This is a genomic window from Streptomyces sp. NPDC057302 (genome assembly GCF_042667685.1).
In the GTDB taxonomy this organism is placed as follows: Bacteria; Actinomycetota; Actinomycetes; order Streptomycetales; family Streptomycetaceae; genus Streptomyces.
This window is the reverse complement of record NZ_JBHUZJ010000034.1, coordinates 24662-48582: the sequence shown is the minus strand read 5'-3', so window position 1 is coordinate 48582 and position 23921 is coordinate 24662. Positions and strand designations below refer to the sequence as shown.

Sequence of the window (23921 nt, the reverse complement as noted above, 5' to 3'; positions counted from 1 at the left end):
CGATTTGCGTCGCTCGTGAGGCCATCATCGTCATCGCGATCCGGGGCGCGCTCGGCGCATACTCGCGCAGATGTCGGAGCCGCTCATGTGTGGTTGCCCCCCGAAGGGGAACTCAAAGTGCACGGCGCTGGTCAGTGATCAACCTCCGGAGGTCTGCCGCGCCCAGGCTCTCCGGTTCAGACAAGAGCCGGGAGAGCCGCCCTAACCTACAAGACGCCCCGCTTGCACAGGTTTTCAGCTATATCGCGCAGTTTGACGTTTCTCTCCTGTGAGTGGCGCCGCAGCACGTCGAAGGCGGCTTGCTGATTCAGGTTGTGCTGGGCCATGAGAATGCCCATGGCCTGCCCGATGACGTTGCGGGTCTCGACCGCGTGTTGCAGCGTGGCGTGGTCGCGGGCGCTGGAAAAGGCGACTGCCGCGTGGGAGGCAAACATCCATCCGGCGGTCTCGCTGACGTCCGTGAATGCTCCGGGCTCCCTGGAATAGAAGTTGAGGGCGCCGAGGTCATGAAGGTCGTCGGTGTACAGCAGGAAGCCCATCATGCTGCCGATTCCCAGCGCATGGGCCCGGGGTGCGTACGCGCTCCATCGCACGGACTCGACGCTCAAGTCCGCGATGCGGAAGGACGGATCTCCTGCGCGGGCAGCGTCGAAGCACGGCCCTTCCCGGAGCTGCTCATGCAGCCGGTCACTGTCCTCGACGAGTTGTTCCGTGGGGGCCAGTGAGTTCGCCCGTCCTTTGCGCAGAACGAGAATGCCCGCCGCGTCGCATCCCTCGACCAAATGGACTGCCGACGACGTGATCTTGCTCAAGGTGTGGGCAACGGAGTCCTGGGCCAGGAGCTCACGCGCCATCGACGCCATGTGCAGGGAGAACGCACGCCAGTCCATCAGGCTCCTCACCTCGGATGTACAGGCCGGCACAGCGACAGCCTGCTTCGAACGACCACACCATAAAACCGTATTTGAGCCACACCGGGGCCGCTTCTCGCACTGGGAGCGAGCATCAAACTCCCGTAGCGATGGCGATGGCCCCAACCGACCGGCGCTGTCGGACGGTCGCTTCTGGCCGCGTCCCGTTGTCGATGTTGAAGACAACGGAGCCAATCTTCCTGACCTGGTCGAAGTCAGGCCAAGACCCTAGTCGCGGACCGAGCGGTAAGCCGTCAAACCGGAGAGGGCCAGGGCGAGCAGACAGCCGAGGACGACTCTGCGATGGGTCCGGGTATGTCCAGGGTGCGCCTGCCCCGTCGATGGTGCAGCCTCGACGTGCTCTCGCCGATACCCGCCAGGTTTGGCGAGGTGGGTGTGCGAGGCGGGTGTGGCTCCTTCCGTCCCGCGCGGCCCTCTCGTGATGTCAGGCGGCGCGTTTTACGTGGTGGACCAGCCACATCAGTAGGGCGTCCAGGTCGGAGGCGGCTGAGAGGACCCGGTCGAGCGCCTCGGGGGTGTTCAGCCACTCCTCGCAGCCGAGGGGACGGGCGGCGATCAGCGAGCGGTGGCGCAGCAGGTTCGTGCGGGGGTGGTCCGTCGGATAGCCGCGCGGGGGGCGTTTCATCACGTCTCCGGAGATGTCGTAGCCCTTCCCGCGCAGGTCCTCGACGATGGCGGACAGTTCGCGGCCGCTCCCTTCGGAGACCACGGCTTTGCGGAACATGTCCACCTGGCCGGGATCGGGGTACCACCAGGCGCCCTGGATCCGCAGGCCGTCCAGGGCGAACCGGAGACCGATCTCGATCTTGCGGCCGAGCCGGATCACCGCGCTCTGGTGCTGCCACCACCAGGAGTCGGTGCGGTAGTGCCAGACGGAGAAGTCCTCGTATCGGGGGTCGGTGTCCGCGATCGCGTTGAGCAGGGCGATCATCGGCTGCCGGACCAGGCGTTCGCGGTCGGCGCGATAGCGTTCGCGGGTCGCGTGGGTCGGTTCGCCCTGGAGCTCCCACAACACGTCCATGGCCTGTTCCGGCCAGCCGGTGAACTGTCGGCGCATGCGGGCAGGTTAGCTCACCCATAGTCTGTGGCCTCGGCCCGCCGTACCGGTTGAGCGGGCACCCGTGATGCGTGGGTCTGCCGTCCCCGGGATCGCACGGATAGGAAGTGCTGTCGCGAGGGTGTCCAGCTCGTTCGTCGCTCAACGATCTTGGATGCCCTCGTTCTCGTCTCCGCAGACACGTGACTGAGCACCACACACTGGCTGGCTGAACACCCTCTGGTAACTCCCTTGATCGCAAGGAAGATACCGCCGGTAGAGTCGGCTTGATGACGATGTCACCTGGGGGGACTGATGACAGCAGCGGATGCAGTGCCCATAGTCTTCGTTCACGGGACGCGCTTCAGCGCGGGACAGTGGAGTACGCAGCTCGCCGCGCTCCGGGACGAATTCCCGGTAGTCGCCATCGACCTGCCCGGCCACGGAGATCGATCGGCGCAGCCCTGGAGCCTGAGCGCCGCGACGGAGATCATCGCTTCCGCGGTGGACTCGCTCAACCAGGGGCCGGCTCTGGTCGTCGGGCACTCGCTCGGCGGATACGCCTCGCTGGAGTTCGCGCGGCGCCGTCCGGAGCAACTGCGCGGGCTGGTCCTGGCCGGAGCCAGCGCCTCAACCCGCGGCCTCCGGGCAACGCCATATCGATGGGTCGCCCGGCTGGTGCCTCGCATGCCGGCGGAGCGCCTGACCCGATGGAACGACCGGTTGCTGCGGCGGCTCTACCCACGGGAAGTTGTGGAGGCGACCATCCATGCCGGCTACGCCTTCCATACCCTGCCAGCAGCCTGGGACGAAGTACTCGGACGCTTCGACGCGGGTGCGATGCGTTATGTGAAGGCTCCGGTTCTCATCCTGAATGGCGAGAAGGACGCTGTCTTCCGCGCCGGGGAGGCGGACTTCACCCGCGCACATCCGCACGCTCGCGTCGAATTGATCCCGCGGGCACGACACCTCGCGAACTTCGACGACCCCGGTGCCTTCACTGATGCCGTCCGCCGCTTCGCCCGTCAACTCCCTGCTGCCAGTTGAGCGCACCGCCGCCGGGATCACCTGGCGCCCCTGAACAGAGCGCCGTACCTGGCTGCCAGTATGCGACCGCCGACGCCGTCACGGGGGCCCCGGCCGTACTCAGCTCACTCGTGAAAAGTTGCCGGCCGCCGCGTTGCGGCGGCCGGGAGTCACGCGTCTACCGGGATCTCAGAGCCCCGGCACCTCGCGTAGGGGCAGGCTCAGAGCCAGCCCGGCCCGCAAGCGGAGCCGCCGCACGAGCCTCGGATGGCGCGGCTTTCGACCACGACGTTCCCGACCACGATGCGCTCTTCGGAGTTGTCGACTACCTGCAGGGTGTCGTCACCCTCCATGTCCATGGACTGTACGTGGCCGGGCTGCAGGGGAGCCGACTCGGCGTAGGCGGTACCTGCACTGCCGGCGAGCGTGATGGCGGCCGTGACGGCCAGAAGTCCGAGCGAACGACGCATGCGCATAAGAGGAATCCGTTCTGAAGCAGGGATCTTTCCTGGGACAGAATGGCTGCACCCGTTCACTCTGTGTTAGTGCCGGGCGGTGTTCTGATCAAGATTCACTCGGTTGCGGAATGCTCGTCCTGCAATTGCGGGGAGCAGCAGGATCCTGCTGGCCGTACTGGCTCTTCGATGCCAACCGGGAACGGATCAGGAGTCGATAGGAACACCTCTGTCCCACAATTCCTCGGCCGACCGTCGCGGCGGCGACCTCGTGCATGACTTCGACCGCCGTCACGGTGCACTCGTACCGCGGCGCGGAGTTGGGGCGTCCTCTCGGAACAGGACGCGGCCGAGCCGGCCGCGTTCACCGCATCCCTGCACACCGCCCCGGACGGTTTCGCCATCGGCCATGTGTGGTGCGGGTCCGCGGCGATTCGCCTTCCGTCAGCGACCTGCCGTCGTGCGGGCACCGGCCCCTTCGTTCTGATGCGCCCCGGACGCCTGCACGCCTCCCTGATGGTCAGCCCGTGACGGCCGATGTCCGCGGGCGGTGAGTCGTGGTGCTTCGGCGGGAGCGCAACTCCAGTGCGCGCAGGACCAGTTCGGTGGCGAAGCGGGCGTCCGGTGAGGCCAGCAGGTCGCCGAAGACCTTCTCCAGGTTGCGCAGCCGGTAGCGCACCGTCTGCGGGTGCAGATGGAGCGCGTCGGCCATCTGCAGGACGTTTCCGCGGGTGTCGAGCCACGCGCGCAGGGTGCTGATGAGCCGGTCGCGCTGATTGGCCGTGAGGCCCGCCAGCGGGGTCAGCTGCTGCTTGGCGAGCGCCGAGATGAGGCCGGGGTCGGCGAAGAGGGAGAGGGCTACCAGGTGGTCCTCGCAGTGGATGTATGCGGCTCCCTCCAGGATGCCCGCCTCGGCAAGGCTCAGGGCTCTTCGGGCCCAGCGCAAGGACTCCGCCGCGTCCGCCAGCGGCACGGTCAGTCCCACGGCCGCGCGGATGGTGTGCGGGGCCGCGTCCATGAAGGCGCGGCGGTGCTCGTCGACGGGCCCGGGGATCAGGGCGTGCGGCAGCGAGGAGCTCAGGTCGACCAGGAGGTCCTCGGCGATGGCGCCCCGGTCCGGCCGTCCGTCCGTGCTGAACGCGATCGGTGTCACCTCGTCGGGCAGCTGCCACTTGGCGCGCTCGGCGAGTTCGACGAGGTTGGCCCTGGGGAGGGACACATCCGAGAGGAGGTGCTTCAGGAGGCGCTGGCGCTGGATGTCCTGGCCCTGCTCCATCTCGGCGCGGGCTTCCTGGTAGCCCTCGCGGGAGACCTCCATGAGGTTGTCCACGTAGGCCAGCAGGGCGTCGGCGAAGGAGAGCATCAGGCCGGCCGGCAGGTTGAGCCGTCGCAGTACCCCCTTGGCCCGGTTGAGGGCAAGCCGGGCGCCGAGCCGGAAGATCGCCTGCATGGTGTCCAGGCTGCGGCCCTCGTAGGCCTCGAAGCGGCCGAACATGCGGCACACCTTGTCGCGTTGGACCGTGGAGGTGTCCGGGGCGGCGACCTGGTCCACGAAGCTCGTCAGATTGTGCTCGACAATGAGATGTACGGCCCGGGAATAGGGGCCGTCGAGAACTTCCGCGTACTCGGGGTAGGAGCGGCGGATCTCGTCGATGACTTCCTGGATGAGGCCGGGCAGTTCTGGGCGCATGATTGCGGCGAACTCGCGAGGGAGAGCAGACGCCGGATGCCCCGCATCCCCCGCCTTTAATGCAGTAGTCATGGAACTCCCCTTACTCCGCCCGTGATCGAAACTGCTGACCGGCAGTGGCTGGGGACGGAACCAATCCCCAGCGCCCCCGGTGGTCGCCGGCTGGCGGCGGGTCACAACTGATCTTGGCGCTTTGGAGCCAGTCGCACGCTAGACCATGGACAGCCGGTGTGCATCCTGCTCATCACCCTCTTTCGGTCAACCCTGTTGCGCTGGTGAGGTGTTCAGGTCGCCCTGCCTGAGCATGGTCCGTCAAGAGGTCGGAAGAGGAGTACTCACCGCAGGATGAACCTCTTCCGCATGTTGTTGTCCTGATGACAAATGCGAGTACCTGCTTCCGGTTGTGCTCGCGCGAGGAGAGCTGGATGCGCTCTTCGTCAAGAGGGCGGACGCGGAGTACTCACCTGGGGACGAATCCGCTCTCGGATTTGCTGTGCCGAGGACAAGGAAATGCCTGGTGATTTCCGTCCCGGGTGCTTTTCCGATGCGGCCGTTGCGCCGCTGAGTTACCCGTGCGTAAGGTCCGGATCGCAACTGAACGGGAAGCGGGTCGGGCCTTTTCGGAAGGTATTTCCCGATGTCTGCTTCGGTCCTCCGGGTGCGGATGCCCCTTCGCGCAAAAGGTCCCGGGTCTCCTGGGGACTACGTGAGGACCACTCCATCGGACCCCGCGGCGGCCCCCCTGCTGCGGGGTCCGCCTCTGATCGGAGAGCAGCGATGACTGGTGCCCTGAGTGGCGGGCGCACCGCACGACTGGCCGCGGTGGTCGTCGCGGCCTGTGTGCTCGGCCTGCTGCCGGGCTCGGGTTCGGCCGCGCGGGATCTGCGCGAGGCGCGGCTCGCGGCTGCGTACGACTGCACGCTGCCCTCGGGCACCCGGCAGGTCGAGGTCGCCGTCGGCGCCACGTTTCCCGACCGCGGCGCGATCGGGAAGCCGATCAGGCCCACCGCGGTGAGCGTACGGGCGAGCCTGCCGCGCCAGGTCGTGGCCGAGCTGCTGCCCCAGGGGACGGCTTCGGTCGCGGGGACGGCCGTGCTGGCCACGTCGGTCGCCCAGGGGCGGGAGCGGGCAGGGGCCCAGTGGGCGGACCTGACGTCCGCGGACGTGGAGCTGCCCGCCCGGGGCGCGGTGGAAATCGGCTTCAGCGGCCGCGTGCCGTATGTGACCGTCGGCTCCGCAGGCGATGTCACCTTCACGGCAGGGAAGTTGGACCTCGTACTCACGGCATCGGTCCCTGGCGAACCAGGCGCGCGCCCCGCCCCGGTCAAGCTGGCCTGCACCCCGGCCAGGGGCGCGGACACCCTGCTGGCCGCAGTGCCCGTCGAGGCGCCCGCCTCGACGGGGACGCCCCCGGAGCCGGCCACCGGCTCCGGGGACACGGACAGCAGTGCCCCGCACGACAGCCCCAAGGGCATCGACGCAGGGACGCAGCCTCGCGCCGCCACGGACGCCTGCCCCGCACAGCCGCCCGCGGGCAAGCTCGACCCCCAGCGGCTGCCGCCGGTGCCGCGGGGCGGGGAAGCCAGTGAGCTGGAGCCGACCTCGATGTGCGCGGTGCCGGCGGGCTTTGCGACCCTGCGCAAACTCAAGAGCTCGGCCCTGGTCAACGACCCGCGCGGGCAGCAGGTCGGGCTCATGCACCTGGCCATGCGGATGCGCGAGGTCAGGGCGCCCGATTACGTGGAGTACGACCACCTGGGCATCATGCAACTGCCCGACACCGAGGGCACGTTCCTCACCTTCGGGTTCCAGCCGACCACTGCCAGGGTCCGCTTCGAGCCCGAGCCGGCGACCATCGTCAACATCATCCGTCCGGGCAAGCCGCCGGTGACCAGGGTGGGCTATCGCCAGCATCTGCGCCTGTACGACGTACGGGTCAACGGGGTGCCCCTCGACGTCGGGCCCCGCTGCCGTACCTCGCGGCCCGTCGAGACGGAACTGACCGGCAGCTATCCGGTCAGCGAAGGCGGGCTGCTTGAAGGCGAATTGGACATCCCGGCGCTCTCGGGGTGCGGCGCCGACGGCGAAGACCTGGACGGGCTCCTGTCCGGAGCGGTCTCCGGGTCCGGCAACGCACTGAAGATCCGCCAGGGGCGCGTCTGCGGCGCCGTATCGACGACCTGCAAGATCCCGGAGCTTCCCGGCCTCTGATCGCCGGGCGAAGTCCCGATCGCCGCGCGAGCCGCGGCCACAAAGCGCGAGACCGAGACCTGAACCGTGAGCAACCCCGAACTCTGAGCGAGGAGGTGCGATGGGAGTCGAAGTGGTCGTCGAAGGACTGACCAAGTCGTTCGGCAAGCAGAACATCTGGCAGAACGTGACCCTGACCCTGCCGCGCGGCGAGGTCAGCGTGATGCTCGGCCCGTCCGGCACCGGCAAGACGGTCTTCTTGAAGTCGATCGTCGGCCTGGTCCGCCCCGAGCAGGGGCACGTCCTCATCGACGGCGTGGACATGGTCAACAGCCGCGAACGGGACGTGTACGAGGCCCGCAAGCTGTTCGGCCTCATGTTTCAGGACGGTGCGCTCTTCGGCTCGCTCAGCCTCTTCGACAACGTCGCCTTCCCGCTGCGCGAGCACACCCGCAAGAAGGAATCGGAGATCCGCCGCACCGTCATGGAGCGGCTCGATCTGGTCGGTCTGGCCGGGGCCGAGAAGAAGCTGCCCGGCGAGATATCGGGCGGCATGCGCAAACGGGTGGGCCTGGCCCGGGCGCTGGTGCTCGACCCGCAGATCATCCTGTGCGACGAGCCGGACTCGGGGCTCGACCCGGTGCGCACGTCGTATCTCTCCCAGCTGCTCATCGACATCAACGCGGAGATCGACGCGACGATGCTCATCGTCACCCACAACCTCGACATCGCGGCGACCGTCCCGGACAACATGGGGATGCTTTTCCGCCGCAACCTCGTGACGTTCGGGCCGCGCGAAGTGCTCCTGACCAGCGAGGAGCCGGTGGTCGAGCAGTTCCTCAGCGCCCGCAGGGCAGGCCCCATCGGCATGTCCGAGGAGAAGGACCAGGCCACCCTGGACCTGGAGGCCGCGCACGGCATCGTCGCCGGACCCGCCACCGAGCGCACCATCGTGCCGCAGCTCGCGCCCACTCCCGGACTGCCCGAGCGCCAGGCGGTGCGCCGTCGCCGGGAGCGGGTCCAGGCCATGCTGCACGAGCTGCCGCCCGCGGCCCGCCGCGCCATCGAGGCGAGCCTTCGCGAGGAAGACGCCCCCACGCTCGCCGCGCCCCGAGTGGTCAGGGGAGCGGCCACATGAGCGCACCCCCCGCACCACGTCAGCCCCTGCCGGGTCTGGGCGTGCTGCGCGAGATCGGCCACCTGTTCGCGCTGGCCATCAGCGTGCTCCGCCTGATCTTCAAACGGCCCTTCCAGTGGCGCGAGTTCGTCGAGCAGTTCTGGTTCATCGCGAGCGTCACGATCCTGCCCGCGATGCTGGTGACCATCCCCTTCGGCGCGGTCATCGCCCTCCAAGTGGGCTCCCTGATCGAGCAGTTCGGCGCCCAGTCCTTCACCGGCGGCGCCAGCGTCCTGGTCATCATCCAGCAGGCCAGCCCGCTGATCGTGTCCCTGCTCATCTCGGGCGTCGCCGGATCCGCGATCTGCGCGGATCTCGCCTCGCGCACCATCCGCGAGGAGCTGGACGCCATGCGGGTCATGGGCGTCTCGCCCATCCAGCGCCTGGTCGTGCCCCGGGTGCTCGCCGTGATGCTGGTGGGGCTGCTCCTCAACGGCCTGGTCTCCGTGGTCGGCACCCTGGGCGGCTACTTCTTCAACGTCGTGATGCAAAACGGCACCCCGGGCGCGTACGTGGCCAGCTTCTCCGCGCTGGCCCAGCTGCCCGACCTCTACATCAGCGAGCTCAAAGCGCTGATCTTCGGCTTCATCGCCGGTGTCGTCGCCGCCTACCGCGGACTCAACCCCAAGGGCGGACCCAAGGGCGTGGGCGACGTGGTCAACCAGTCCGTCGTCTTCACCTTCCTCATCCTCTTCTTCGTCAACATGGTCATGACGGGCGTCTATCTGCAGCTCGTCCCCCCGAAGGGGTTGTGAGCCATGGCCCTCATGGAACGCGGCGGCAAGAGCCGCGCCTTCGCCTGGCTGGACCGGCCCGGCGACGAGCTCCTCTTCTACCTGCGGGCGCTGTTCTGGATCCCGCGCGCCGTGCGCCGCTACCCCAAGGAGATCCAGCGCCTGCTGGCCGAGGTCGCCTTCGGCAGCGGCGGGCTCGGCGTGATCGGCGGCACCGTCGGCGTGATGATCGGCATCACCGTCTTCACCGGCACGGTCGTGGGCCTTCAGGGGTACGCGGCGCTCAGCCAGATCGGCACCGACGCGTTCACCGGCTTCGTCTCCGCCTACTTCAACACCCGCGAGATCGGCCCGCTCGTCGCCGCTCTGTCCCTGTCCACCACGGTCGGCGCGGGCTTCACCGCGCAACTCGGCGCGATGCGCATCAACGAAGAGGTCGACGCCCTGGAGAGCATGGGCGTGCGCTCGACCCCCTTCCTGGTCAGCACCCGCATCGTGGCCGGGGCCATCGCCGTCATCCCGCTGTACGGCATCGGGCTGCTCGGCTCCTACCTGGCCTCACGGGCGACGACCGTGCTGTTCAACGCGCAGTCCACGGGCACCTACGACCACTACTTCCACCTCTTCCTGGTCCCGACGGACGTACTCCTGTCCTTCCTCAAAGTGCTGATCTTCAGCGTGCTCGTGATCCTCGCGCACTGCTACTACGGCTTCCGTGCCTCGGGCGGCCCCGCCGGAGTAGGGGTGGCCGTCGGCCGCTCGGTGCGCACCGCCATCGTCCTCATCAGCGTCACCGACTTCTTCCTCAGCCTGGCGCTGTGGGGCGCCACGACCACCGTGAAGGTCGCCGGATGAGCGCCCCGCCGAAGACTCCGACCCGTCCGGTGGCGATGCCCGCGGCGCGCACGCGCCCCAGCCAGGGCGCCCTCGCCCGCCGCAGACGGCTTGCCGGAGTGGTCTACCTCGTGGTGCCCGCCCTGCTGGTGTGGCTCTCGATCGCCGTCTACGAGAAGGAGTTCACCGACACGGCGACCGTCGTCGTCGAGACGGGGCGGGCCGGCAGCGAGATGCACCCCAGCGCCGAGGTCAAGCTGCGCGGCGTCGTCGTCGGCGAGGTCGAGAAGATCGACACCGGCGGCCGCACCGCACGGCTCACCCTCGCCCTGCAGCCCGACAAGATCGGTCGGGTTCCGTCCGACGTGCGGGCCCAGCTGCTGCCGACGACCCTGTTCGGACAGCGGTACGTGGCCCTCGTACCGCCCGAAAACCCTTCGTCGCGTCCGCTCGCCGCAGGCAGCGTCATCCCGCAGGACCGCAGCCGCAGCGCCGTCGAGCTGGAGCAGGTCCTGGACAATCTGCTACCCCTGCTGACCGCCGTACAGCCGCAGAAGCTGTCGGCCACGCTGTCCGCCCTCGCCCGGGCCCTCGAAGGACGGGGCGAGGAGATCGGCGACGCGCTGGTGGAGCTGAACGGCTACCTGAAGGACTTCAACCCCCATCTGCCCTCCCTCAACCGCGACATCACGGCACTGGCCGAGCTGAGCGACACCTACGCCGACGCGGCCCCCGACCTGGTCGACGCGCTGCACGATGCCACCACCACGAGCGCCACCATCGCCGCCCGGCGAGCCGAACTGTCCACGCTGTACGCGTCCGTCACCAGCAGCTCCCAGGAGACCGGCAGCTGGCTGCGCGGCAACCGGGCCAACCTCATCCGGCTGACCGCCACCAGCCGCCCCACCCTGGAGATCCTCGCCCGGTACGCGCCCGCCTTCCCCTGCACCCTGAGCACGGTCGCCGACTTCGTGCCGGAGATGGACGCCGCCCTGGGCAAGGGCACCGACCGGCCCGGCCTGCGGGTCGACGTGCGGGTCGTGCCCTCGCGGGGCGCCTATGCGCCGGGCCGGGACGCGCCCCGCTACGACGTGGGCGGCGGGCCACGCTGCTACCCCGTCCCCTACACGGGCGGCTCGTACGCCGCGCGGCAGAGCACGGCCACCACCCTGAGCGGGGTGTCCGGCGGGCTCGGAGTGGCCAACTCGCCCCAGGAGAACACGCTGGTCACCGAACTTCTCGCCGCACCGGACCACGACCGGCACGGCTCCCTGCCCGACTGGTCCAGTGTGCTCGCCGGAGCGGCCTTCCGCGGGGCGGAGGTGAAGCTGAAGTGAGCGGACAGCGCAGCCTTGCCGGACCCGTCGTCAAATCACTGATCTTCATCGTGGTGACCGCCCTGGCCACCACCGTCCTGGCCCTGAGCGTCGCGGGCACCGATGTCGGCGGGAGTCGCAGCTACAAGGCCTGGTTCACCGATGCCACCGGGCTCAACGAGGGCGACTCGGTGCGCATCGCCGGGGTGAAGGTGGGCCAGGTGTCATCGGTCGAGGTCGTCCAACGCCGCTACGCACAGGTTGAGTTCACGCTGGAGGGCCGGCGGCGGATGCCTGCCTCCGCGACGGCGTCCATCAAGTACCTGAACATGCTCGGGCAGCGCTTCGTCGATCTGCGCCGCGGGGCCGGACCGGTCGGGCGCACCCTGGAGCCGGGGCAGAGCATCCCGCTGAGCCGCACCACCCCGGCGCTGGACCTGACCCAGCTGTTCAACGGGTTCCAGCCGCTGATGCAGGGCCTGTCCCCGCAGGACACCAATGAGCTCGCGGGGTCGATCGTGCAGGTCCTTCAGGGCGAGGGCGGCACGGTCGAGAGCCTGCTGTCGACCGTCGGTTCGCTGACCACCACGGTCGCCGCCAAGGACCGGGTGATCGGGGAGGTCATCACCAACCTCAACCGCGTCCTCACCGCGGTCAACACCCGCCAGAAGGGCTTCACCGAACTCATCGGCACGGTCGAGAAACTGGTCTCCGGGTTCACCGACGACCGCAAGAGTGTCGGCCGGTCCGTCGATTCGCTGGCCAGGCTCAGCGTGAGCACAGCGGACCTGTTCGGCAAGAGCCGGGCACCCCTGAAGGACGGCATCCGTGATCTGGGGCGGGTGTCCAAGACCCTTGCCGACCACGAGCCCCTGGTCGAGAACTTCCTGGAGAAGACACCACAGAAGATGGCCGCAATCTCCCGCATGGCTTCCTACGGCTCCTGGTTGAACCTCTATCTCTGCGAGGCGAAGGTCAGCGGTGTCTCGACCTACGACGACAGCCCGCCGCCGACCGGCCTCGCGATCAAGGATGCGAGGTGTCGCGCATGAAGCGACCCGGCAGGAAGCCTTCAGGTGTGAAGCGGCCGGGCCCGAAGCTGCCCCGGCTGCGGCGCCCCCGCATCAAACCCGTCAACGAGCGCAACCCGGTGTCCGTCGCCCTGGCCGGGCTCCTTGCCATGACCCTCATCGGGCTGCTCGCCTACAACGCCCCATCGCTGCCCGTGATCGGCGCCGGCACCCGCTACAGCGCCGACTTCCGCGATTCGGTGGGACTCAAGGCGGGCGACGAGGTGCGGATCGCGGGCGTACGTGTCGGCAAGGTGCAGGACGTCGCCCTGGACGGCCCCAAGGTGAAGGTCACCTTCGAGGTGAAGGACGCCTGGATCGGTGACCGCAGCACCATCGGCATCGCCATCAAGACCCTCCTGGGCGCCAAATACCTCGCCGTCGACCCGCTCGGCAGCCGCCGCCAGGACCCCGGCAAGCGCATCCCCACCCGCCGCACCACCTCCCCGTACGACGTGATGGAAGCGTTCAACGGCCTGAGCCGCACGAGTGGTGCGCTGGACGAGGACCAGCTCGCCAAGAGCTTCCAGGCCCTCTCCGCGACCTTCAAGAACACCCCGCCGCACGTCCGCAAGGCCATGAAGGGCCTGAGCGCACTCTCCAAGACGGTCTCCACGCGCAACGACGAACTGTCCGAACTCCTGGATGGATCAGCCCAGTTCACCACCACCGTGAACAGCAAGAAGAAGCAGTTCGAGCGGCTGCTCGACAACGGCAATCTACTGCTTGAGGAGGTACGCCACCGCCGCAAGTCCCTCCACGCACTGTTCACCGGCGCCCGCGACCTCGGCACCGAGATCGGCGGCCTCGTCGACGACAACGAGCGCGAACTGGGCCCCGCGCTCGCCGCGCTCGACCGCGTCACCGGCGTGCTGAGCAAGAACCAGAAGAACCTGGACAAGGCCCTCGCCGCCGCCGGACCGTACTACCGGCTCGTCGGCAACACGCTGGGCAATGGGCGCTGGATGGACGGCTACCTCTGCGGGCTCGTCCCCAAGGAGTATCTGCCCGCGGGCACGGACCCGGCCACCGGATGCATGCCGCCGAAACAGGGAGGCGGACGCTGATGGCCCGCACCCGGGCGGGGGCCCGCACCCCAGCGCAGGCCCGCGCACACCACCGCGCGAGAGTCGGGTTCGGCGAGCGGATCGCGGACGCGACCGGCGCCCTGTGGGGCGGACGGCTCGTGGCCATCCTCCTCGCCCTCACGCTCCTTGCCGCGGGCGGGATCGCCGGAGTCAGGACCCTGGCGCGCGGCGGGGACGGCAAGCACATCACCGCCTACTTCGACCGGGCCGTCGCCGTCCACGAAGGATCCGACCTCAAAGTGCTCGGGGTCCGCGTCGGCAGCGTCCAGGAGATCCGGCCGCAGGGCAGACAGGTACGGGTGCGGCTCACCCTCGACGAAGGAGTCAAGGTGCCCGCCCACGTACAGGCCGTCGTGGTCGCCCCCAGCGTGGTGTCAGGGCGGTTCGTACAGCTCAGCCCCGCCTACAGCAGCGGACCGCAGATCCGCGACGGGGATGTCATCGGCGCCGAGCACACCGCCACCCCCGTCGAGGTCGACGAACTCCTCAAGAGCGTCACGCAGTTGAGCGACGCGCTGGGGCCCGACGGGGCGAACAAGGACGGCGCCCTGGCCGGGCTCGTCGAGACCGGAGCGAAGAACCTCCACGGCAACGGCAAGGACATCGGCGACACCATCCACCAGCTCGGCGGCGCCTCCGCCGTCCTCAACGGCAACAGCGGCGACCTCGTCAAGACCGTCGAGCAGCTGCAGGAGTTCATCAGCATGCTCAAGCGCAAGGACGGCCAAGTGGCCCGCGCCGAAACGCAGTTGTCGGAAGTGGCGGGCTTCCTCGCCGCGGACAAGGACGACCTCGCGGGCGCCCTCAAGGAGCTCGGCACGGCGCTGGGCCAGGTCAAGGGCTTCATCAAGGACAACCGGGGCCGCCTGAAGTCGAACGTGGACAAGCTGGCAGGCCTGACCCGCTCCGTCGTCGAGCAGCGGGCCTCGGTGGCCGAAGCCCTGGACGTCCTGCCGCTGGCCGCCGCCAACCTCGACCAGGCGTACAACCCGCGCACCCGCACCATCGACGGCCGCGCCAACATCAACGAACTGGCCGCAGCGAACGGCGCCCAGCGCAGCGGCACGGAGGATCTCGTCGCCCTCCCCGACAAGCGGGCCAAGAAGCTGCCCATGCTGCCGCTGCCGCCGGTCGGCACCGTATACGCCACGGCCAAGAACGCCGGGGGAGGACGGCCATGAAGCGCCGTAGCGCACGCATCGCGATGGGCCTCTCCCTGAGCGTGTCCCTGGTCGGCCTGGTACTGGGCGCCGGCGGCCTGCCGGACTTCGAGGGCCTGCAGGATCTGCCGCTGCCGGGCGGAGCCGACCTCGGCGACCACCCCTACGAGATCACCGCCGAGTTCCGCGACGTCGTCAGTCTCTTCCCGCACTCCGCGGTCAAGGTCAACGACGTGGACGTCGGCCGGGTGACCCGGGTATCGCTGGCCGACAACGGCTGGGCCGCCCGCGTCACCCTCAAGGTCAACGGCGGCGTACGGCTGCCCGCCAACGCCTACGCCAATCTCGAGCAATCCAGCGTCCTGGGCGAGAAGTACGTCCAGCTCGTCGCCCCCAAGGACATGCGCGCCCGCCCCGACCTCCAGGACACCAAGGCCGGCACCACGGCGGCGTACGCAGCCAACCGGGGCCGACTGCGCGACGGGGACGTCATCCCGCTTGCCCGCACCAACCGCAACCCTGAGATCGAGGAAGTCTTCGGCGCCCTGTCCATGGTGCTCAGCGGAGGCGGCGTACAGCAGATCCAGACCATCTCCCGCGAACTCAACAAGGCACTGGGCGGCAAGGAAGGCGACATCCGCTCCCTGCTGCGGCAGGTCAACACCACCGCGAAGAGCCTGAACAAGAACAAGAAACACATCACCGCCGCCCTCGACGGCATGAACCGGCTCTCCACCACCCTCGCCACCCGCGACCGCAAGATCGGCGACATCCTGCGGGACCTGCCGCCCGGCCTGAAGGTCCTCAGTGACCAGCGCTCCTCCCTCGTCGGCATGCTGCGCGCCCTGGACTCGCTCTCCACGGTCGCCGTCGACACCGTCGACCGCACCAAGGACGACCTGGTGGCCGACCTCAAGGCCCTGGCCCCGGTCCTGAAGAACCTCGCCGACTCGGGCGCCGACCTGCCCCAGTCGCTCCAGGTCATGTTCACCTATCCCTTCACGGACGAGGTGCTCACCGGAGTCAAGGGCGACTACCTCAACGTCTACCTGAAGATCGCCGCGGCCCCCGGCACGGAGATCGTGCCACCGGTCCGCGGGGGCGGCGGCAGTGCCACGCGCTCGTCCCTGCCGCTGCCCGCGGTCACCGCAACCTCAGGAGGCGACTCCTAGTGCTCACCCGCTCCACCCACCTCAAGAACATCGCCTTCCTCGTTCTCGGCGTATTCGTCCTCGCCTACATCGCGACGACGTACGCCGATCTCGGGCGGTACGTGGGCGCCCGCAACTACTACACGGTCAAGGTCCAACTAGCCGAGACCGGCGGCCTGTTCAGCCACGGCAACGTCACCTACCGGGGCGTCGACGTCGGCCGGGTGGAAGGTGTCGAGCTGACCTCCGACGGAGTCGAGGCCCGCATCCGCATCAAGAAATCGGCGCCGAAGATCCCCAGTGACCTGGAGGCCAAGGTCGCCAACCTCTCGGCGGTCGGCGAGCAGTACCTCGACCTGAGCCCGCGCACCGATGAGGGGCCCTATCTCGCCGACGGCTCGGTGGTCCCGCGCGCGGCCACGCAAACTCCCGCACCGGTCACCGACGTACTCACCAGCGTCGACCGGCTCGCCTCCTCGGTGAACACCGCCGCCCTGCGCACCCTCGTCGACGAACTCGGCAAGAGCTTCGAGGGGCGCGGGCAGGACCTGCAGATCCTCATCGACACCAGCAGCGAATTCATCCGCGCGGCCAAGAAGTCACTGCCTGCCACCACCAAGCTCCTCATCGACGGCGAGACAGTGCTGCGCACCCAGAACGAGCAGTCCAACGCCCTCAAATCCTTCGCGAGCGGCGCCGCCGAGCTGGCCGCCCAGCTCAAGAAGTCCGACCCCGACCTGCGCCGACTCATCGCACAGACCCCGGACGCGGCAACCCAGTTCACCGCGCTGCTGCAAGACACCGATCCCGGTCTGAGCGTCGTGCTCGCCAACCTCGTCACCACCTCCGAACTCCTGGTGACCCGCCAGCGCGGCACCCAAGAACTGATGGTGCGCATCCCCCAGGTCGCCTCCACCGGAGCCAGTGCCATCGGCCCCGACGGCGTGCGCTTCGGCATGACCACCACCTTCTTCAAGCCGCTGCCGTGCACCGCCGGATACGGCGGCACCACCTACCGCAACGGCCTGGACACCTCACCGGCCCCCGCCAACACCAAGGCGGCCTGCACCGCTGACCCCGCCGGCGGTCAGAACGTACGCGGCTCGGGGAACGCACCGCGCGGCGGCGTGCCCGAACCCGCCCGGCCGGGCTCAGGGGGTCTTGGACGGAGCCGGGCGCCGTCCAACAGCCCGCACGACCTGGGCGGGCTGCTCGGGATGGGGGAGTCGTGACCGACAGGAAAGTCATGAGGCGACGGAGCGCATGGTCGGCCGCACTCCTGGCAGGAGCGCTGTTCTGCGGGTTCTCGGGATGGACGTACGCGCACACGCGGGCCGACGACGACCTGGCTCACGCCCGCGCCCGCGACAGCGCACTGGACGCCGCCCGCGAGCACATCGCGGTGCTCAACACCATGGACGGCACACACGTACGCACCTCGTTGCGCGCCTGGACGAAGGCGGCGGACGGGCCGCTCGCGGACGAACTGCGGCGCACCGGCGACGACAGCGCCAAGGCCCTCGAACAGGAGGGCACAAGCACCCGCGGCACGGTCACCGACGCGGCCGTCATCGCCCTGGACAGCCGGGCGGGCACGGCGAAGGTCATCGCCACCGTCCGGGTCGAGATGACCGAACGCACCGGCAAGTCCACCACCGACCGCAAACGCTTCGAGGCGGGCCTCGACGACACGGGGGCGGGCTGGAAACTCAGCTCGCTCAGCGCGGTCCCGGCCGCAGCGGAATGAGCGCAATGAGGGGAATGAGGGGATACAGATGGGCGCCGGACTGAGACCCCAGCGTGCGGCGCCAGCCGGCACATCCGATACGGGCACAGCAGGTGCGGACGCGCACAGCCAGGTGCAGCCGGCGCCCCATCGTCACGAGGGCCGCAGGAACCAGGTGCTGCTCGCCCTCGTCCTGGCCGCCCTGCTCCTGAGCGGCGGCACACTCCTGGTCCTCACCGACCGCACCGCCAACACACCGGGCGCCGCCAACCAGGCCCTGACCGACAGCGAGCGGACCCGCCGGGTCATCGCAGACGTCAGCGACGCACTCACCACGATCTTCACCTACACACCCGATGCCCTGGCCACCACCGAGCGACGCGCGCACGACGTGCTGCGCGGCAAGGCGGCCAAGGACTACCGGGCCCTGTTCGGCACCCTCCGCAGGCAAGTCACCGAGCAGCAGCTGTCGCTCACCACTCAGGTCGTACGGGCAGGAGCCGTCGAGCTCACCGGCGACCAGGCGCGGCTGCTGGTCTTCCTCGACCAGCGGGCAAAGCGGGAGGGCGCCAAGGCGACCACCGCGGCCGCCCAGCTCTCGATCACCGCGCGCCTGCACGACGGCCACTGGACGATCACCGACATCAAGGCCCGCTAGAACACCACCGGAGAGAGACATGGCACGTACGACGACATCCCGACACCGTACGAAACTCTCGCTAGCCTCCGCCGCGGGCGCGCTCGCCCTGGGCTTCGCCGGCTGGACGGGCTCGACCTGGTACGCGGCGGCCCACGACGACTCCGTACGTTTCGCAACGACCCGCGACGAGGTGCTCGCGGCGGGCGAACAGGCCGCCTTGAACATGAACACCCTCGACCACCGCGACCTCGAGCGCGGACTCGACGCCTGGGAGCAGTCCGCGACCGGAAGCCTCCTGGACGAACTGCGCGAAGGCAGGCCCGAGTTCGAGAAACAGGTGCGCGCCGCCCGCACGGTCACCACGGCCCAGGTGCTGTCCGGCGCCGTGACCGAACTGGACGAGCGCGAGGGCCGGGCAGGGGTCCTGATCGCGATGCGGATCACGGTCGACCCGCCGAAGAAGAAGCCGAGCACCAAGGAGAGCCGGCTGCTCGGCGAGCTCACCCGCACCGGCGACGGCTGGAAGCTCAGCGGCCTGGGCCAGGCCCCCGCGGGCGAGACGCCCACCGACACTCCGTCCGACTGAGGGGCCCATCCATGTCGACGACACGCCATATGGTCAACCGGCAGCGGCGGCTGGCCGCGGTCAAGGCCCGGGAGACACCCACGCCCGCACCGCGGGTCCCGCGCCCGCGCCCGAAGCCCCGGAAACGGCCTGCCCGCAGCGAGCGCAGACGGGTGCCCTGGCCCCTGCTGCTCGCGCTGCTCGCCGTTCTGGCCGCGGCCTTCGCGGTCTTGGCCCACACGCGGGCCGAAGGTGAGCGCGACGTGCCCGCCCTGCGCAACGCGGCGCTCACCGACACCGCCCGGACCAGCGAGGTCAAGGGCACGGTCGGCCAGGCTATCGACGCGGTCTTCTCCTACGACCACGCCAACCCCGGCCGGACCGAGAAGGCCGCGGACAAGTACCTCACCGGCAAGGCAGTCGGTCAGCACCGGGAGATGCTCGCGCAGGTCCGGGCCGGGGGAGAGCGGCAGAAGCTCGTTCTGAGCACCACCGTCACGCACAGCGGGGTCGAGGTCATCGACGGAGACCGGGCCCGGGTCCTGGTGTTCGCCGACCAGAGCAACACCAGTACCGCCAAGGGGGGTTCGGCCACCCACGCGGCAGCGATGTTCGCCGTGGACGTGGTCCACCGGGGTGGGACCTGGCAGATCGCGAACATCGACACGTTCAGCCGATGAAGGGGAGTCAGGCATGAAGAACACCAGACGCACGCGGCGCACCACCGCGCTCCTGTCCGCCACTCTCGGGGTCGTGCTCGCGGCGGTGATGTCGGGGTGCAGTTCACGGGTGGACGACGGCCCGCAGGTCGACTGGGCTTCGGACGTCTGCGACAGCGTGCAGGACGTCGGGTCCAAGCTGGCGCTGCCCGCCTCGGACCAGAAGGATGCCAAGAAGTACCACGCGGAGGTCGTCACCTTCATGGAAGCGCTCGACCGGCAACTCGGCGCGCTGGACAAGAAGATGCGCCAGGACGGCGCACCACCCGTCGACGGCGGCGACGCCACGTACAAGAAGGCACTCAAGAACCTCCGTGGCGCCCGCAGCAGCCTCGCCGACACCACATCCCAACTCAAGAAGGCCAAGGTCACCGACGAGAAGTCGCTGAAGGCGGCGCTGGAGAAGGCCGGCGAAGGCATGGGCAAGACGGGCGGCTACCAGGGTCCTGCCCACGACTTCCGTGCCGACCCCGCACTCAAGCAGGCCTTCGACAAGGCGCCGGAGTGCGAGAACCTGCCTGGTGTCGGACCCTCGGCACCCTCGGCGGGGTAAGGGCGGCCCCCGTGGACGGCACGGAGCGCACGCCCCTCCTGATCGAGCCGCCCGATCCGCTGGCCCCCCGGGGCGCCCCGCTCGGCGGCCCGCTGCGCGCAGCGGGACGGGGCGCCGCCCTGCTGGTCATGGCCCTCGCGCTGACCCATATGGCGCTCCTGGTCCTGCACTTGAGCCCCGCCCTCTCCTCCGGCTCCTCGGGCAGAGCCCGTCCGGCGCAGCCCGACGCGTGGCTGCGGCCGCTCTTCCCCCAGGACTGGAACATCTTCGCGCCCGACCCGCCCCGCGCCAACACCCATCTGGAGGCCCGCAGTTGGCGCGCGGACCGCCCCGGCCGGTGGATCGACCTGACCGCCCACGACATCGCCGCCCACCGGGGCAACCCGCTGCCCAGCCGGGAGGATCAGACTGTGCTGCGCAAGGCGGTCAACGCCCACCTCGCGGGCTCACCGCACACCCAGCTCAGGGCGCCGCTGACCCCCGCCGCGCGGTACCTGCGCAATGCCGTCGTCGTACGCCTCGAAGACCTCGGCGAGCCCCGCCCGGACGCCGTCGAGCTGCGCCTGCGCACCGTGCCCATCGCCCCGCCCGGCCGGCCCGCCCCCGCTGCCAGCCGTCAGCCCCTGGGCATCTGGGAGGCCTTCCCGTGACCCTGCGCCCGGCCCTTGGCCCGCGGGCCGCCGTGACCGAGGACGGCACCCGGCGCGTGCGGGAGCGACTGCGCGCCGGCAGCCTCACCCCGTTCGGGCTGTACGGTGCCGCGGTCCTCCGCATCGGTGTCGCGGGCCTCTTCCTGCTCAACCTGCTCCGTGAGGCGGGCCACGCCGACCGCCTCTGGGGCCCCGGATCCCCCTACACCCCCGAACTCTTCCGCGCCTCGGTCCAGGCACGCGGCGCCGACGGCCGCCTGTCCTGGTGGTACACCTGGCTGGGCACCCCAAGCCCTGACTTCTTCTGGGCCGCCTATGTGCTGGCCATCGCGGTCAGCGCGCTGTACCTGCTGGGCTGGCACACCCGCCTCATGGCTGTCCTGTTCGCCTTCGTCGTCGCGGGCTTCTACATGCGCTCGGCGGTCGCCGCCAGCGGGTTCGAGCTGCTGAGCCTGCTGTTCGCCAACTATCTGGTGCTGTGCGCGTCGGGTCGCCGCTGGTCCCTGGACGCCCGCCGCGCCGCGCGCGCGACTCCCGGGCCGGTGACGCCGTACGAGGAACTGCGGCGCCGGGTCGTGACCGTGCTGCACAACGCGGGCATGGCGCTGATCACCTTCCAGGTGATGGCGGTCTATGCCACCGCGGCTCTCTACAAGATCCGCGGCTCGACGTGGCGGGACGGCAGCGCGCTGCACTACGCCCTGCGCCTGGACGACTTCGCGACCTTCCCCGAGCTCTCCCACTGGCTGGCGGCGCAGGGGAGTGGCATGGCGCTGCTCGCCTACGTGACCGTCGCTTCCCAACTTCTCTTCCCCGTCCTCGTGTTCATCCCGCGGCTCAAGTACGCGGTCCTGGTCGTGATGCTCGGCACGCATCTGGGCATCGGTGTGCTGATGGCGCTGCCGATGTTCTCGGCGATCACCGTCGTGGGAGATCTGGTGTTCCTGCCGACGTCGTTCTGGCTGGGCGCGGTCCGGAGGGTCCGGCTGCTGCGCTCGCCCCTCTCGCAGCGGCAGTAATTCGGTGGAGACGCCGATCCGGGATCTCTACACTCATCGGCTCAAGATCCATGCGTGCGAACGAGGTGTGTTGATGACGGTCCGAGCCACGGCTGCCGACTCCGGTCGGCTGTCTCCCGCAGACGCCACGACCCCAACAAACCGAAGGAACACCTCTCGTGGATCTTCCACGCATCTTCGCCATTCGCGAAAATAGCCACCGCCTCCACAACCCGATCACCCCTGGCAAGCTCGCGGACCTGGGCCAGGCACTGCACTTGGCTCCCGGAACGCGTGTGCTCGACCTGGCCAGTGGGTCGGGCGAGTTGCTGTGCACTTGGGCCCGTGACCACGGCGTCACCGGGACCGGTGTGGACATCAGCACGGTGTTCACCGGAAAGGCGCGCGCCCGTGCCGCCGAACTCGGTGTCGCCGACCGGGTCGCCTTCGTGCACGACGACGCCGTCGGCTTCGTCGCGGACGAGCCGGTCGATCTCGCCGCATGCGTCGGCGCCACCTGGATCGGGGGCGGCGTGGCCGGCACCGTCGATCTCCTTGACAAGAGTCTGCATCCCGGCGGCCTGATGCTGATCGGTGAGCCGTACTGGCGTCAGGAAGTGCCGGACCAGGCAACCGCCGAAGCCTGCCACGCGGGGAGCAGGGACGACTTCCTGCTGCTGCCGGAGCTGATGGAACAGTTCGGCGATCTCGGGTACGACGTCGTGGAAATGGTGCTGGCCGATCAGGACAGCTGGGACCGGTACCAGGCGGCACAGTGGCTCAACATGCGCCGCTGGCTCGACGGGAACCCCGATGACGAGCTGGCCGCCGAGGTACGGGCCGAGCTCACCACCGGTCCCGCCAACTACGCGCGGTACCAGCGTGAGTACGTCGGCTGGGGGGTCTTCGCACTGATGGCCCGCTGACGGCCCGATGAGCGCGGGTCCGGGCAGCACGGCGGCTGCCCGGGCCCGCGTGTGCGTGCTACTTGCGCTACTTCTCGTAAGTGAGGTCCAGGTCGATGGTGTTGCCGGGACCGGCTATGAAGGTGCTGATGATGTCGTTGAGGGCGCCGCAGTCCTTCAGCCCGGGCAGGGTGTAGGTGCCCTTGAGCTTGCCGCCCTTGTGGGGCTGGAAGCGGCCCTCGCTGGCGAGGTCGACCTTGGTGGGCTCGACGGTCTTGCAGTTCGGCCCGCCGCCGATGGGCAGGCCGAGCGCGCTCACGCCGGTGAGCTTGACGTACATCTCGGAGTGGGCCTTGAGACTGCCCGCGGTGTCGAGGGTTCCCGTCGCCTTTCCGCTCTGCTCGAAGGCGATGTCTGCGCTCGTCGGCAGGAAGCCGAGCAGGGTGAACTGGCTCCTGGTCGGGTCGAGTTCCAGGTCGGCGTTGAAGGTGCCTTTGTCCGGGTCGTAGCGGGTGCCGATGCCCCCGTCCAGTGGGGCGCTGCCCTTGGCCGCCTTGATGAACGTGCTGCCGTTGATGCCGAAGTTCAGCGGCACCGGCTCGCCGCCCGGATCCGGCGGGTCGGTCGGATCCGCCGTGCCCGGTTCGACCTGGACGGTGTGCAGGGTCTTGTTCTGGTCGCCGGGATCGAGGGTGCACTCGGTCTCGAAGGTGTCGAGGGCCGTCTTGGCACCTGTGGTGTCCCGTGGCGTCATCGTCAGGAGCAGGCGGTTGACGTCGATCTTCACGCTGCCGGGCTGCCGGAACGTGAGCGCCGGTGCCTGGCCGGTCGCGGTCACCTCGAAGGCGGCGGGCGGCTGCGGCAGCGGTGTCTTGGGGATGGTGTTGTCGAGGCCGATGTTCAGCGGGCCCTCCGGCATGTGGACGGTGACATCCGCCGTGGCGACCCCTTCGAGGGTGGCGCCGCCGACCGTGCGCAGGGCCGTGGCCGCCGTCTTGCTGACCTTTGATACCGAGGTGACCCGGAAGGCCGGGATCTGTTCGCCGACCTTCACCTTGGCCGGCAGATCCGCCGTGATGACGACCGTGAGCGGATCCTCCTCCATGATGGGGAACACGCACTGGTACGTCTGTGTCAGGGACGCCGGGTCCGCGGCGGCCGGATGGCTGGGAGTGAAGCCGATCAGCCCGGCAAGCAGCACGGTGGCGGGCGCGGCCCGCCACCCTGTGGCGCGCAATCTCAGCACTGCCTCTCCAAGTACTGGGGAACGGGTCCGGCCCCCTGCCTCGAGGGGCGGGGGGCCGGA

General features: G+C 69.3%; 24 protein-coding genes. 19 read left to right on the top strand and 5 right to left on the bottom strand.

Annotation, left to right across the window (positions count from 1 at the left end):
* Positions 1-206: 206 nt before the first annotated feature.
* Positions 207-890: a GAF and ANTAR domain-containing protein gene (locus ACFUPX_RS23445; RefSeq protein WP_383325809.1), complete on the bottom strand. Its 684-nt coding sequence runs from the start codon at positions 888-890 to the stop codon at positions 207-209.
* A 466-nt stretch (positions 891-1356) separates the two neighbouring features.
* Positions 1357-1989: a DUF2461 family protein gene (locus ACFUPX_RS23440; protein ID WP_383325806.1), complete on the bottom strand. Its 633-nt coding sequence runs from the start codon at positions 1987-1989 to the stop codon at positions 1357-1359.
* Positions 1990-2283: 294 nt separating this feature from the next.
* Between ACFUPX_RS23440 and ACFUPX_RS23435 the strand changes: the two genes are divergently transcribed.
* The gene (locus ACFUPX_RS23435) at positions 2284-3015 is read left to right on the top strand and encodes an alpha/beta fold hydrolase (protein WP_383325803.1); all 732 of its coding nucleotides are present in this window, start codon (positions 2284-2286) and stop codon (positions 3013-3015) included.
* Between the two features lie 200 nt (positions 3016-3215).
* On the opposite strand, the gene ACFUPX_RS23430 is transcribed toward ACFUPX_RS23435, so the two are convergent.
* Positions 3216-3464, bottom strand: coding sequence for a hypothetical protein (locus ACFUPX_RS23430; protein WP_383325800.1), 249 nt, complete (start codon positions 3462-3464; stop codon positions 3216-3218).
* Between the two features lie 505 nt (positions 3465-3969).
* Positions 3970-5211 carry a PucR family transcriptional regulator gene (locus ACFUPX_RS23425; RefSeq protein WP_383325797.1) on the bottom strand — a complete coding sequence of 414 codons (1242 nt, stop codon included), beginning with the start codon at positions 5209-5211 and terminating at the stop codon, positions 3970-3972.
* A 705-nt stretch (positions 5212-5916) separates the two neighbouring features.
* Here ACFUPX_RS23425 and ACFUPX_RS23420 point away from each other — a divergent pair.
* The 18 genes from ACFUPX_RS23420 to ACFUPX_RS23335 all read left to right on the top strand — a co-directional run bounded on the left by ACFUPX_RS23420 (position 5917) and on the right by ACFUPX_RS23335 (position 22636).
* Positions 5917-7350, top strand: coding sequence for a DUF6801 domain-containing protein (locus tag ACFUPX_RS23420; protein WP_383325794.1), 1434 nt, complete (start codon positions 5917-5919; stop codon positions 7348-7350).
* Positions 7351-7450: 100 nt separating this feature from the next.
* Positions 7451-8467: an ABC transporter ATP-binding protein gene (locus ACFUPX_RS23415; RefSeq protein WP_383325791.1), complete on the top strand. Its 1017-nt coding sequence runs from the start codon at positions 7451-7453 to the stop codon at positions 8465-8467.
* On the top strand, positions 8464-9261 hold the full coding sequence (locus ACFUPX_RS23410) for an MlaE family ABC transporter permease (RefSeq protein WP_383325788.1): 798 nt from the start codon (positions 8464-8466) through the stop codon (positions 9259-9261). The genes ACFUPX_RS23415 and ACFUPX_RS23410 overlap by 4 nt, the downstream gene beginning before the upstream one ends.
* Positions 9262-9273: 12 nt before the next feature.
* Complete coding sequence (locus ACFUPX_RS23405; RefSeq protein WP_383325937.1) at positions 9274-10095, top strand: MlaE family ABC transporter permease; 822 nt, start codon at positions 9274-9276, stop codon at positions 10093-10095.
* Positions 10096-10130: 35 nt separating this feature from the next.
* Positions 10131-11411: an MCE family protein gene (locus tag ACFUPX_RS23400; RefSeq protein WP_383325934.1), complete on the top strand. Its 1281-nt coding sequence runs from the start codon at positions 10131-10133 to the stop codon at positions 11409-11411.
* Positions 11408-12442, top strand: a complete 1035-nt coding sequence (locus tag ACFUPX_RS23395; protein WP_383325785.1) for an MCE family protein — start codon at positions 11408-11410, stop codon at positions 12440-12442. The genes ACFUPX_RS23400 and ACFUPX_RS23395 overlap by 4 nt, the downstream gene beginning before the upstream one ends.
* The gene (locus ACFUPX_RS23390) at positions 12430-13527 is read left to right on the top strand and encodes an MCE family protein (RefSeq protein WP_383325781.1); all 1098 of its coding nucleotides are present in this window, start codon (positions 12430-12432) and stop codon (positions 13525-13527) included. The genes ACFUPX_RS23395 and ACFUPX_RS23390 overlap by 13 nt, the downstream gene beginning before the upstream one ends.
* Entirely contained in the window at positions 13527-14729 is a 1203-nt protein-coding gene (locus ACFUPX_RS23385; RefSeq protein WP_383325778.1) for an MCE family protein, read from the top strand. Before ACFUPX_RS23390 ends, ACFUPX_RS23385 begins: the two co-directional genes overlap by 1 nt.
* Positions 14726-15880, top strand: coding sequence for an MlaD family protein (locus tag ACFUPX_RS23380; protein WP_383325775.1), 1155 nt, complete (start codon positions 14726-14728; stop codon positions 15878-15880). Before ACFUPX_RS23385 ends, ACFUPX_RS23380 begins: the two co-directional genes overlap by 4 nt.
* On the top strand, positions 15880-17091 hold the full coding sequence (locus ACFUPX_RS23375) for an MlaD family protein (RefSeq protein WP_383325772.1): 1212 nt from the start codon (positions 15880-15882) through the stop codon (positions 17089-17091). Before ACFUPX_RS23380 ends, ACFUPX_RS23375 begins: the two co-directional genes overlap by 1 nt.
* 14 nt (positions 17092-17105) lie before the next feature.
* Positions 17106-17606, top strand: coding sequence for a hypothetical protein (locus ACFUPX_RS23370; RefSeq protein WP_383325769.1), 501 nt, complete (start codon positions 17106-17108; stop codon positions 17604-17606).
* A 154-nt stretch (positions 17607-17760) separates the two neighbouring features.
* Positions 17761-18243, top strand: a complete 483-nt coding sequence (locus ACFUPX_RS23365; protein WP_383325766.1) for a hypothetical protein — start codon at positions 17761-17763, stop codon at positions 18241-18243.
* A 19-nt stretch (positions 18244-18262) separates the two neighbouring features.
* Positions 18263-18811: a hypothetical protein gene (locus ACFUPX_RS23360; protein ID WP_383325763.1), complete on the top strand. Its 549-nt coding sequence runs from the start codon at positions 18263-18265 to the stop codon at positions 18809-18811.
* An 11-nt stretch (positions 18812-18822) separates the two neighbouring features.
* Positions 18823-19470 (top strand): hypothetical protein, encoded by a 648-nt coding sequence (locus ACFUPX_RS23355; RefSeq protein ID WP_383325760.1) that lies wholly within the window; start codon positions 18823-18825, stop codon positions 19468-19470.
* 13 nt (positions 19471-19483) lie between these two features.
* The gene (locus tag ACFUPX_RS23350; RefSeq protein WP_383325758.1) at positions 19484-20062 is read left to right on the top strand and encodes a hypothetical protein; all 579 of its coding nucleotides are present in this window, start codon (positions 19484-19486) and stop codon (positions 20060-20062) included.
* Positions 20063-20073: 11 nt separating this feature from the next.
* Entirely contained in the window at positions 20074-20712 is a 639-nt protein-coding gene (locus ACFUPX_RS23345) for a DUF5819 family protein (RefSeq protein WP_383325755.1), read from the top strand.
* Complete coding sequence (locus ACFUPX_RS23340) at positions 20709-21731, top strand: HTTM domain-containing protein (RefSeq protein WP_383325752.1); 1023 nt, start codon at positions 20709-20711, stop codon at positions 21729-21731. Before ACFUPX_RS23345 ends, ACFUPX_RS23340 begins: the two co-directional genes overlap by 4 nt.
* Positions 21732-21889: 158 nt before the next feature.
* Positions 21890-22636 (top strand): SAM-dependent methyltransferase, encoded by a 747-nt coding sequence (locus ACFUPX_RS23335; protein WP_383325749.1) that lies wholly within the window; start codon positions 21890-21892, stop codon positions 22634-22636.
* A 67-nt stretch (positions 22637-22703) separates the two neighbouring features.
* Here the strand turns inward: ACFUPX_RS23335 and ACFUPX_RS23330 are convergent, their stop codons facing one another.
* Entirely contained in the window at positions 22704-23861 is a 1158-nt protein-coding gene (locus tag ACFUPX_RS23330; RefSeq protein ID WP_383325746.1) for a DUF6801 domain-containing protein, read from the bottom strand.
* Between the last annotated feature and the right edge of the window lie 60 nt (positions 23862-23921).